Origin of the sequence: Neoroseomonas oryzicola (genome assembly GCF_012163135.1) — a bacterium.
GTDB lineage: Bacteria > Pseudomonadota > Alphaproteobacteria > Acetobacterales > Acetobacteraceae > Neoroseomonas > Neoroseomonas oryzicola.
The window spans coordinates 83273-89977 of sequence record NZ_JAAVUP010000009.1 but is presented as its reverse complement, the minus strand read 5'-3'; the positions used below and the strand labels follow the sequence as shown (position 1 = coordinate 89977).

Genomic DNA, 6705 nt, shown 5'->3' with positions numbered 1-6705 from the left:
GGCCCGCACCCCCACCCGGCCACCCATTCCAGGATACTGACGTGGGTGGCCGGGTGGGGGTGCGGGCCGGTGCCGGGCTCACGCAAACTCGTCGCATGGAGGGGCCCGAAGGCCCCTCCACGCGTTTACCGCGCCGCGGTGAGCGTCAGTTCCGCCACGCCGAGCGCGATGTTCAGGCCGGTATTGCCCTCGACGCTGAGCGGCTGCAGCGACACGCCGCGGTTGCTGCCGCCGACCAGCAGGTTCGCCCCGGCCCCGACGCCCGCCGTGGCACCCGCGGAGACGCCGGCATAGCCGCCCGCCAGCGCGCCGCGCCCCAGGTCGCCGGTCGAGGCCAGCACGCCCCACAGCATCACCGCCGAGCTGGTGTAGCCGACATCGACGCCGTAGCGCTTGATCTCGCCGGTGTAGCGCTCGGCCGCGCCGCGCGTCGGCGTGTAGACGCAGGTCACCTCGCGCGTCGAACCGAAGACGAAGCTGGTGCCGGCCGCGACGTCGCAGCGCAGCGTGCCGGCGCGGACATGGCCCGTCTGCTGCGGCTGGGGCTGCTGGGTCTGCGCCATGGCCGGGACGGCGGCGGCGAGGCCGAGCAGGGCGGCGATGGCGATGCGGGACTGACGCATGGGAAACTCCTTCCGCGATGGGCGGGACCGCGCGGCCAGGCCGGCGTCCCGTCGGACCATCAACGGGCGCGGCGTCCGGCGGTTTCCTCACGCCTGCGTGCGCGCGGCCTTGCCTTTGGACGGGGCTCGGGCAGTCTCTGGCGACCGCGGCCCGCGATGCGCCACCCCCCGCTTCGCGCCGCCCCCCGACACCGAGGCTGACCCACCATGACCCCGATCCTGCCCCCCGCCCGCATCGCCTTCATCGGCATGGGCGTCATGGGCGCCGCCATGGCGGCCAACATCATGAAGGCGGGCTTCGCGCTGACGGTCAGCACGCGCAGCCGCGCGAAGGCGGAATCGCTGATCGCCGCCGGCGCCGAATGGGCGCCGACCGCGCAGGACGCGGCCGACGGCGCGGCCTGCGTCTGCCTTTGCGTGCCCGACACCCGGGATGTCGAGGCCGTGCTGTTCGGCGACGAAGGCGTGATCCATGGCGCGGCGCCGGGCACGGTGGTGATCGACTTCTCGACCATCGCCGCCGCGGCTTCGGCGGATTTCGCCAGGCGGATGGCCGAACGCGGCGTGATCCTGCTCGACAGCCCGGTCTCGGGCGGGCCGCAGGGGGCGATCGACGGCACGCTGACCTGCATGGTGGGCGGCGCGGATGCCGGCTTCTCGGCCGCGCGCGCGGTGTTCGACGCGGTGGGCAAGACCGTCACGCTGCTGGGGCCCGCCGGATCGGGGCAGATCTGCAAATCCGCCAACCAGCTGATGATCGTCGCGGCGATGCAGGCGGTGGCCGAGGCGCTGACCATGGGCCGCAAGGCGGGCCTGGATCCGATGCTGATGCGCCAGGCGCTGCTCGGCGGCTCGGCCAGGTCCTTCGTGCTGGAGAACCATGCGAAACGGATGCTCGACCGCAACTTCAAGCCGGGCTTCCGCGCCGAGCTGATGCGCAAGGACATCCGCCTCGCCCTCGGCGCGGTGCGGGACAACGGGGTCTTCGCGCCGTCCACCGCGCTCGCGGCGCAGATGATGGAAGCGGTGGTGAACTCGGGTCGCGGCGGCGACGATTGCGCGAGCCTCGGCGCGCTGGTGGCCGAGCTCTCGGGGCTGAAGGACTGAATGTCGCAGCCGCCCTCCCGCCTCCGGGCCCGGCTGCACCAGCTCTACTACGGCACGACGTCGGACTGCCGGCGGTTCCGCTATGCGGTGCTCGCCTTCGACCTGTCGACGATGCTGTTCGTCATCTGCACCTCCTTCGTCGATCGCGCGACCTGGATCGGCGTGGTGGACGTGATGATCGGGATCGTGCTGGCGGGCGAATTCGTCGCGCGGCTGGCGGGCAGCCGACGACCGCTGCGGGAGGCCTTCACGGTCGCGACGGCGGCGGACCTGCTCGCCATCGCCTCCTTCCTCGCCCCGCTCGCCGGTGAAGGCTTCGGCTTCCTGCGCATCGTCCGCACGCTGCGGCTGCTGCATTCCTACCGGATGCTCGGCATGCTGCGGGAGGACTTCGCCTTCTTCCGCCGCAACGAGGAAGCGGTGCTGGCGGCGACGCATCTCTGCGTCTTCGTCTTCATCATGACGGCGGTGGTCTACGAGACCCAGCACGACGGCAACCCGCACATCCAGCATTATGCCGATGCGCTCTATTTCACCGTCACCGCGCTGACCACGACGGGATTCGGGGACATCACCCTGTCGGGAACGACAGGGCGGCTTCTGTCGGTCGTCATCATGATCGCCGGCGTGACGCTGTTCCTGCGCCTGGCGCAGGCGATGTTCCGCCCGGCCAAGGTGCGCTTCCCCTGCCCCAATTGCGGGCTGCAGCGGCACGAACCCGACGCGGTGCACTGCAAGGCCTGCGGCACGCTGCTGAACATCCCCGACGAGGGCCGCGACTGATCAGGCCGCGGCCATGGCGCGCAGCATCGCCGCACTCTCCGCGTCCGCGGGGAAGAAGGTTTCCAATGTCAGCTCGGCGAGCATCACCTCGGTCGCCGTGCCGAAGACGGTGGTGGTGCTGATCAGGGAGAGTTCGTCGCCCGGCACGCGCAGGCGCAGCGGCGTCGCGATCAGCGCGCGGGCGCGATCCTCCCGCCCCGGCGGCGCGTCGGTCCCGGCGGGATAGCGCGCGATCTCGGCAATCAGCGCCTCCAGCCCCGCATCGCCCGAGGCCTCCGCATCCCGCCGCAGCCGGTCCAGCACATGCGTCTTCCAGGCGCGCAGATTGGCGATGCGCGGCGCCAGCCCCTGGGGGTGCAGGCTGAGGCGCAGCACGTTTACCGGCGGCGCGACCAGCGCAGGCGCGACGCCTGCCATCAGCCGCCCCGCCGTCGCATTTGCCGCCACCAGGTTCCAGTGACGGTCCACCGCCAGCGCCGGCCACGGCGCATGGCCATCGAGGATGAGGCGCACCGCCTCCATCGCCGGCGCCAGGGCCGGGTCCTCGAGGCCGCGCTCGCCGAATTCCGGCGCATGGCCCGCGGCGACCAGCAGCGCGTTGCGCGCGCGCAGCGGCACGGCGAGGCGTTCGGCCAGTCGCAGCACCATCTCCCGGCTCGGCCGCGAACGGCCTGACTCCACGAAGGAGAGATGGCGTTGCGAGACCTCGGCCTCGAGCGCGAGGTCCAATTGGCTGATGCGCCGGCGCTGGCGCCATTCCTTCAGCAGGGGTCCGAAATCCGTCATGGCGCCGATCCTACCCGGGCGGCGCGTCGCGGCGACGACCTCCGAGGTAATCGCTTCGCCCCGCGCCATCGGCGATCCCTCCCCTCGGCCGCGATCCCGCGGCGCAGAGGAGACATGCGATGACGATTGTTCCGATGACCCCCTTCCTGCGGCTGGCGCTGCGGCTCGACGCGGCGGTGAGCGGCGCCTGCGGGGTGCTGATGGCCGGCCTGCCCGGGCCGGTCGCGGCGCTGACCGGGCTGCCGGCGCCGCTGCTGCTCGGCGCCGGGCTGTTCCTGCTGGCCTATGGCGGGCTGCTCGCCTGGCTCGGTGCGCGGGCGGCGCTGCCGCGGCCGATGCTCTGGCTGCTCGTCGCGGGCAACCTGGCCTGGGCGGTGGAATGCGCGGCCCTGCCGCTGCTCGGCTGGGTGGCGCCGAACGGCTGGGGTATCGCCTTCCTCGCGGTCCAGGCGGTCGCCGTGGCGGTCTTCGCCGAGCTCTACCTGATCGCGCTCCGTCGCGCCGCGCTCAGAAGCGCGGCATGAGCATGCCGCCGTCGATGGGGAAGGAATGGCCGGTGGAATACGGCATGGCGCCGGCGGCGAGCGTCGCGATGGCGCGGCCGATATCCTCGGCCTCCCCCCATCGGCGGATCGGCGCGAGGCCGCCTTCGAGCAGCGCGCCGTAGCTGTCCCACACGCCCCGCGTCATATCGGTGCGGATGACGCCGGGCTGGATGTCGTAGGTGTTGATGCCGTGGTCGGCGAGGCGCAGCGCGAACAGCTTCGCGACCATCGTCACGCCGGCCTTGGAGACGCAGTACTCGGCCCGGTTTACCGAGGCCATGACGCTGTTCACCGAGGAGACGTAGCACATCGACCGGTGCCCGCGCTTCGGCGCGCCGTCGGCGATCATGCGCTTCGCCACGCCCTGGCTGAGGAAGAAGGTGCCGCGCGTGTTGACGTCGAGCAGCCGGTCCCAGGAGTCCGGCGTCGTCTCCAGCATGTCCTGACGCTTGGCGACCTGCACGCCGGCGATGTTGGCCAGGCATTCGAGCCCGCCGAAGGCCGCCCAGGCCGCATCGATCAGCGCGCCATGCGCCGCGACGTCCGACACGTCGGCCGGCACGAAGACGAAGCGGCCGCCCGCGGCTTCGACCGCCGCGCGTGTCTCGGGCACGCCTTCCTCGACGATGTCGGCGCCGACGATGTCGAAGCCCTTCTCCGCGAGGGCGACGCAAGTGGCGCGGCCGATCCCGCGCCGCGCGCCGGTGACGAGGGCGGCTGGCTTCATCGATGCGACTCCGGTGCTGTGGGGCCGGGGCGATAACGGCGCCGGGGGCGCAGCGTGGCAACACGCTGATGCAGTTTCCTGACCCCTCAATGAAAGGCCCGCTCGCCTTGCGGCTGAGCGGGCCTGTCGCCGTTGATCGGCGCCGTTTTCCTGGACGTTGCCCCGAACTGGACGGTGCAATCTGACAATGCATGGACATGGCAGGTCAACCCCGTTGGTGTGCGCTGCAACATGGGGCACATTGGCGGAATGAAGATCCTCGTCGTGAACTCCAACACCACGCCTTCGGTCACCGACCGCATCGGCGCCGCCGCACGGGCGGTGGCGAGTCCCGGCACGGAGATCGAGGCGGTGACCGCGCCCTTCGGCCTGCCGCTGATCGTCACGCGCGCGGATTGGCTCGTCGCCGGGCCCGCAACCCTCGCGGCGCTCCAGGCCCGGCGCGGCACCTATGATGCGGCGGTGATCGCCTGCTTCGGGGATCCGGGACTCGACGCGGCGAAGGAACTGATCGAGGTGCCGGTCCTCGGCATCAGCGAGGCCGCCTTCCATGCGGCCGCGATGCTCGGACGGCGCTTCGGCGTCGTCTCCTTCACCGCCGCGCTGCGCCCGATGTTCGAGGAATGCCTCGCGCATCACGGCCTGACGGCGCGCTGCGCCGGGTTCCGCATGGGCCCGGCCTTCGCGGGCGATCCGGGCAAGGTGGCGGAGGAGCGACTCGAGCTCCTCGCCGGGCTCTGCGCCGAGAGCGTGGAGCAGGACGGGGCCGAGGCGGTCATTCTCGCCGGCGGGCCGCTCGCCGGCATCGCGCCGTTGCTGCAGCCCCGCGTGGCGGTGCCGCTGGTCGACGGCACCCAGGCGGCGGTGCGCCTCGCCGAGGCGATGGCCGGCCTCGTGCCGCGCAGCCCTCGCCCGCGGCGGCCGCGGACGCTGACCGGCTTCCCGCCGGAGGTCGCGTCGGCCTATGCGGGCTGAACGCCCCGCGGCACCGTCAGCCGCAGCCTGATTTCCGCGAGCAGCGCCCAGACCCGGTGCGGATCGAGTCGCACCTCCGGGTCGTTCAGCAGCCGCTCCAGTTCCGCCATCCGGCGATCGGTCTCGAGGTCCGACATGTCCGCACCATCATGGTCTGCGACAGGACGGACTCTCGGCGTCAAAAGCGACCGAAAGGTGGACGCGCCGGGGCATTCCCCGGGCGCGGCCTCAGCCGCGGCAGAGCACCTGGAAGACCGCCGGGGCGACCGTCGCGGATACGGCCCGCGCACCGGTCCCGCCCGCCGCGCCGCGCGACGGGTTCACGCCCCGCTCGGCGAGGAAGCGTTCCACCTCGGCCGCGCGGATGGCGAAGTTCACGCCCTGCGGCAGGCTGCCGGTGGCGCGCAGCACCGCGATGTCGTTCAGCCGCCCGACCGCGACGCCGAGCAGCAGCCCCGCATCGTCGACCGCCGGCCCGCCGGAATTGCCCGGCTGCACCGCGGCGTTCATCTGGAAGCGCGAGGCATCGCCCCCCGGCCCCGCGAGACCGGTCACGATGCCGTTGGTCACGTTGAGCCCGGTGCCGAGCGCCTGGCCATAGGGAAAGCCGAAGACCAGCACCGTCTCGCCGAGGTCGACCGCCGCCTGCTGGCGGAAATGCACCACCGAGCCGAAGGCCCGGCCGGTGTCGATCAGAGCGAGGTCGCGCCGTTCGTCGGACGCGACCACGCGCACGGCGCGGCCCTGATCGTCCACCACCTGGCGGCAGCCGCCGACGACATGGGCATTGGTGATGGCGAGCCCGTTCGCCGTCACGGCGAAGGCCGATCCGGTGCCGATGGCCCGCCCGCGCCGGCCCTGGGGCGGCGGCGTGGTGTCCTCGGCCTGCGCGGGCCCGGTCTGGCCGGGCTTGCCGGCCGCGCCCGGCGCGGCCGCGACGGGTGGCGGGGCGGCGGGCGTGCCTTCCTCGCCGACGCGCATCGCGCGGCCGTCCGGCAGGCGGATGTAGCGCGCCACCGGCGCCTGCCCGCCGCCGTAATCGGTCACGATGGTCCCGTCAGGCCCCTGGTCGGGGGCCTGGGCGGCGGGGGGCGGAAGGGCCTCGGCGCAGGCGGCGGCGAGCAGGAGGAGGAGCAGCGGAGTGGCGCGACGCATCGTC

General features: G+C 72.7%; 9 protein-coding genes. 4 read left to right on the top strand and 5 right to left on the bottom strand.

All coding sequences use genetic code 11. The features are described from left to right. Positions 1-125 precede the first annotated feature (125 nt). Positions 126-623 carry a DUF992 domain-containing protein gene (locus GWK15_RS20620; RefSeq protein WP_168043271.1) on the bottom strand — a complete coding sequence of 166 codons (498 nt, stop codon included), beginning with the start codon at positions 621-623 and terminating at the stop codon, positions 126-128. Positions 624-830: 207 nt separating this feature from the next. On the opposite strand from GWK15_RS20620, the gene GWK15_RS20615 reads away from it, so the two are divergent. Next, positions 831-1730 carry an NAD(P)-dependent oxidoreductase gene (locus tag GWK15_RS20615; protein WP_168043270.1) on the top strand — a complete coding sequence of 300 codons (900 nt, stop codon included), beginning with the start codon at positions 831-833 and terminating at the stop codon, positions 1728-1730. After that, positions 1731-2513, top strand: coding sequence for a potassium channel family protein (locus GWK15_RS20610; RefSeq protein ID WP_168043269.1), 783 nt, complete (start codon positions 1731-1733; stop codon positions 2511-2513). Here the strand turns inward: GWK15_RS20610 and GWK15_RS20605 are convergent, their stop codons facing one another. After that, positions 2514-3299, bottom strand: a complete 786-nt coding sequence (locus GWK15_RS20605) for a helix-turn-helix domain-containing protein (RefSeq protein ID WP_209442324.1) — start codon at positions 3297-3299, stop codon at positions 2514-2516. A 119-nt stretch (positions 3300-3418) separates the two neighbouring features. On the opposite strand from GWK15_RS20605, the gene GWK15_RS20600 reads away from it, so the two are divergent. Further along, entirely contained in the window at positions 3419-3823 is a 405-nt protein-coding gene (locus tag GWK15_RS20600; RefSeq protein ID WP_209442323.1) for a hypothetical protein, read from the top strand. On the opposite strand, the gene GWK15_RS20595 is transcribed toward GWK15_RS20600, so the two are convergent. Beyond that, positions 3807-4571, bottom strand: a complete 765-nt coding sequence (locus tag GWK15_RS20595; protein WP_168043267.1) for a 3-ketoacyl-ACP reductase — start codon at positions 4569-4571, stop codon at positions 3807-3809. The two genes, GWK15_RS20600 and GWK15_RS20595, sit on opposite strands and share 17 nt — an antisense overlap. Before the next feature lie 249 nt (positions 4572-4820). On the opposite strand from GWK15_RS20595, the gene GWK15_RS20590 reads away from it, so the two are divergent. Continuing rightward, positions 4821-5546: an aspartate/glutamate racemase family protein gene (locus GWK15_RS20590; protein WP_168043266.1), complete on the top strand. Its 726-nt coding sequence runs from the start codon at positions 4821-4823 to the stop codon at positions 5544-5546. Here GWK15_RS20590 and GWK15_RS20585 read toward each other — a convergent pair. Further along, positions 5534-5683: a peptide chain release factor 1 gene (locus GWK15_RS20585; RefSeq protein ID WP_168043265.1), complete on the bottom strand. Its 150-nt coding sequence runs from the start codon at positions 5681-5683 to the stop codon at positions 5534-5536. The genes GWK15_RS20590 and GWK15_RS20585 overlap by 13 nt on opposite strands. Before the next feature lie 91 nt (positions 5684-5774). Further along, complete coding sequence (locus GWK15_RS20580; RefSeq protein WP_168043264.1) at positions 5775-6701, bottom strand: S1C family serine protease; 927 nt, start codon at positions 6699-6701, stop codon at positions 5775-5777. Positions 6702-6705: the final 4 nt, after the last annotated feature.

What these genes read in the sequence shown, in the direction of transcription:
- GWK15_RS20620 (WP_168043271.1), bottom strand. Translation starts at nt 623, where the DNA reads ATGCGTCAGTCCCGCATCGCCATCGCCGCCCTGCTCGGCCTCGCCGCC.
- GWK15_RS20615 (WP_168043270.1), top strand. Translation starts at nt 831, where the DNA reads ATGACCCCGATCCTGCCCCCCGCCCGCATCGCCTTCATCGGCATGGGC.
- GWK15_RS20600 (WP_209442323.1), top strand. Translation starts at nt 3,419, where the DNA reads ATGACGATTGTTCCGATGACCCCCTTCCTGCGGCTGGCGCTGCGGCTC.
- GWK15_RS20580 (WP_168043264.1), bottom strand. Translation starts at nt 6,701, where the DNA reads ATGCGTCGCGCCACTCCGCTGCTCCTCCTCCTGCTCGCCGCCGCCTGC.
- GWK15_RS20595 (WP_168043267.1), bottom strand. Translation starts at nt 4,571, where the DNA reads ATGAAGCCAGCCGCCCTCGTCACCGGCGCGCGGCGCGGGATCGGCCGC.
- GWK15_RS20585 (WP_168043265.1), bottom strand. Translation starts at nt 5,683, where the DNA reads ATGTCGGACCTCGAGACCGATCGCCGGATGGCGGAACTGGAGCGGCTG.
- GWK15_RS20605 (WP_209442324.1), bottom strand. Translation starts at nt 3,299, where the DNA reads ATGACGGATTTCGGACCCCTGCTGAAGGAATGGCGCCAGCGCCGGCGC.
- GWK15_RS20610 (WP_168043269.1), top strand. Translation starts at nt 1,731, where the DNA reads ATGTCGCAGCCGCCCTCCCGCCTCCGGGCCCGGCTGCACCAGCTCTAC.
- GWK15_RS20590 (WP_168043266.1), top strand. Translation starts at nt 4,821, where the DNA reads ATGAAGATCCTCGTCGTGAACTCCAACACCACGCCTTCGGTCACCGAC.